The organism is Pseudomonas extremorientalis (genome assembly GCF_001870465.1).
Classification (GTDB): Bacteria; Pseudomonadota; Gammaproteobacteria; order Pseudomonadales; family Pseudomonadaceae; genus Aquipseudomonas; species Aquipseudomonas extremorientalis.
This window is the reverse complement of the sequence record NZ_MDGK01000026.1, coordinates 1-3,713: the sequence shown is the minus strand read 5'-3', so window position 1 is coordinate 3,713 and position 3,713 is coordinate 1. Positions and strand designations below refer to the sequence as shown.

Here is a 3,713-nt window from a genome sequence, read left to right as displayed (position 1 = left end):
TGGACTTGCGTCGATGAAGGTCGCGATGCAGTGCCGATTGGCCGTCCGATTGCCAACCTGGGTTGCTACATCCTCGACAGCAACTTCGAGCCGGTGCCGGTCGGTGTGCTCGGCGAGCTGTACCTGGGCGGTATCGGCCTGGCCCGTGGGTATCACCGCCGTCCGGCACTTACCGCCGAACGTTTTGTCGCTCATCCGTTCATCAAGGGCGAGCGCTTGTACCGCACCGGCGACCTGGCGCGCTACCGCGAAGACGGCGTGATCGAATACGCCGGGCGCATCGACCACCAAGTCAAACTGCGCGGCCTGCGCATCGAACTGGGCGAAATCGAAGCGCGCCTGCTGGAACACGACTGGGTCCGCGAAACCGCCGTGCTGGCGGTGGACGGTAAATACCTGGTGGGTTACCTGGTGCTACAAGACGCCGGCGACGATTGGCGCGATGTGCTGAGCGCCCATCTGGCACAACAGCTGCCGGACTACATGATCCCGGCCCAATGGGTGCTGTTGGAACAGCTGCCGCTGAGCCCCAATGGCAAGCTGGATCGCAAGGCCCTGCCCAAGCCCGAAGCCACCCAGCACTACGAAGCGCCGCAGAGTGCGCTGGAGCAGCAGATCGCAGCGATCTGGGCCGAGGTGCTCGGCGTCGAGCAAGTCGGCTTGAACGACAATTTCTTTGAGCGCGGTGGTGACTCGATCATCTCCATCCAGGTGGTCAGCCGTGCCCGTGCCGCCGGTATCCATTTCACCGCCAAGGCGCTGTTCCAGCACCAGACGGTGCGCAGCCTGGCTCGCGTGGCGCAATTGCAGACCGCGCAGCTGATCGACCAGGGCCCGGTGCAGGGCACGACGCCGTTGTTGCCGTTCCAGCAACTGTTCTTCGAGATGGACTTGCCGGACCGCCATCACTGGAACCAGTCCTTGCTGCTGACGCCGCGCCAGCCGCTGCTTGCCGGCCCACTGGAGACGGCGTTGCAGGCACTCACCCAGCACCACGATGTGCTGCGTCTGAGCTTCACCCCGCAGGCTGAAGGCTGGACCGCACGCCACGACGCGCCCGCTGCCACCCTGCTATGGCAGGCCAGCGTGCAGGACGTCGCCGAACTGCAAGCTCTGTGCGAGCGCGCCCAGCGCAGCCTCGACCTGCAACAAGGCCAACTGCTGCGTGCAGTACTGGCCGAGATGGCCGACGGTTCCCAGCGCCTGTTGCTGGTCATGCACCATCTGGTGGTGGACGGCGTGTCCTGGCGCGTATTCCTTGAAGATCTGCAAAGCCTTTATCGTCAACAGCGCTTGCCGGCCAAGACTTCGTCGTTCAAAGCCTGGGCCGAGCGTTTGCAGGCCCATGCCCGCAGCGAAGCGGTCGAGCCGGAAAAAGCCTTCTGGCTGCAGCAGCTCCAAGGCGTGTCGACCGACTTGCCCTGTCGCGATCCCCAGGGCGCACGTCCCGGGCGCCTGGCCCAGACCGTGGTCAGCCAACTGGATGCCGAGCGCACCCGGCAACTGCTGCAACAGGCGCCCACGGCCTATCGCACGCAAATCAACGACCTGCTGCTGACCGCCCTGGCACGGGTCATCTGCCAATGGACTGGGCAGTCCTCGAGTCTGATCCAACTGGAGGGCCATGGCCGCGAAGACCTGTTCGACGACATCGACCTGACCCGCACCCTGGGCTGGTTCACCAGCCTGTTCCCGGTGCGCCTGACCCCGGCCGATTCCCTGGCCACCTCGATCAAACAGATCAAGGAACAACTGCGCGCCGTGCCGGACAAGGGCCTGGGCTTCGGTGCGCTGCGCTACCTGGGCGACGACGCCACGCGCCAGGCGTTCAGCCAGTTGCCGCTGCCGCGCATCACCTTCAACTATCTGGGGCAGATCGACGGCAGTTTTGACCAGCCGGACGCTTTGTTCGTACCAGCGGGGGAAAGCGCCGGTGCCGAGCAGAGCCCGGAGGCGCCGCTGGGCAACTGGTTGACCTTGAACGGCCAGGTGTACGGCGGCGAACTGCACATGGGCTGGACTTTCAGCCCGTTGATGTTCGACCCGGCGCAGATCGAAGTCTTGAGCCAGGCCTTTACCCGTGAACTGACCGCGTTGGTCGAGCATTGCTGCACGCCTGGCAACCACGGCGTGACCGCCTCTGACTTCCCGTTGTCGCGCCTCACCCAGCCGCAGCTGGAATCCCTGCCGCTGGCCGCCGATGCCATCGAAGACATCTACACCCTGTCGCCCATGCAGCAGGGCATGCTGTTCCACACCCTCTACGAGCAAGCAGCCGGCGACTACATCAACCAGATCCGCGTGACCGCCGAGGGCCTGGACGTGGCGCGGTTCCAGCAGGCCTGGGACGCCACGGTGCAAGCCCATGACGTGTTGCGCAGCGGCTTCTTCTGGGAAGGCCAGCTGGAATGGCCGTGCCAGGTGGTGTACCGCGAAGCCCGGCTACCTATAGAACACCTTGACTGGCGCGCCATGCCGGAGCGCGAACTGGAATTGCAGAACCTGCAGCAGGCCCAGCGCCGCCAGGGCTTTGACCTGGCCAACGCGCCGCTGGTGCGCCTGGTGCTGGTACGCACCGACGAGCAACGCCATGAGCTGATCTACACGAACCATCACATCCTGATGGACGGCTGGAGCAATTCGCGCCTGTTCGGTGAAGTACTGCAACGCTACGCCGGCGTGGCGGTGCCGCCAGAAGCAGGGCGCTATCGCGACTACATCGGCTGGTTGCAGCAGCGTGATGCCGTTGTGACCGAAACCTTCTGGCGCGAACAGTTGAGTGCATTGCAAGCCCCTACGCGCCTGGGCAGCAGCCAGCCGCTGGCGGCGGACGGACACGGCGAGCACCAACTGAGCCTGGATTGCGCTCAGACTGAACGTCTCGAGGCCTTTGCACGCCACAACAAAGTGACGCTCAACACGCTTATCCAGGCCGCATGGCTGATCCTGTTGCAGCGCCATAGCGGGCAGTCGGTGGTGGCTTTCGGCGCCACGGTGGCCGGGCGCCCGGCGGAGCTTGTGGGGGTGGAGCAGCAGATCGGGCTGTTCATCAACACCTTGCCGGTGATCAGCGCTGTGGACGACCAGCAGAGCGTGGCGGCCTGGTTGCAGGCGGTACAGGACCGCAACCTGGCCCTGCGCGAGCATGAGCACACCGGGCTGTACGACATTCAGCGTTGGGCCGGGCAGGGCGGTGAAGCCCTGTTCGACAATATCCTGGTGTTCGAGAACTACCCGGTGTCCAAAGCCCTGGAACAGAGCGGCGGCAGCGGTATCCGTTTTGGCCAGCCGGACGCCCGTGAACAGACCAACTTCCCGCTGACGGTGCTGGTGGACGTCGGTGATGCGTTGTCGGTGCAGTTCAGCTTTGCGCGTGCGCATTTCGATGCAAGCACGGTGCGCACCTATGGGCGTCACCTGGTCAATCTGCTGCAAGCCATGCTTGAGGGCGGTCAGCAACGTCTGGGCGACCTGGCGATGCTCGATACGGCTGAACGTCAGCAGGTGCTTCAGGATTGGAACGCCACGGTGCGGGATTACCCATTGCAGCAGGGCGTGCATCAGCTGATCGAAGAGCAGGTGGCGCGCACGCCGGATGCCGCGGCGCTGGTGTTTGCCGGACAGCGCTTGAGCTATGCCGAGCTGAATTGTCGCGCCAACCGCCTGGCCCATCGCCTGATCGAAGCCGGGGTAGGCCCGGACGTGCTGGTGGG

General features: G+C 64.7%; 1 protein-coding gene. It reads left to right on the top strand.

The annotated features are described in order from the left end of the window. A partial coding sequence (locus BFN10_RS11185) for a condensation domain-containing protein (protein WP_139221107.1) occupies positions 1-3,713 on the top strand: 3,713 nt, incomplete at both ends.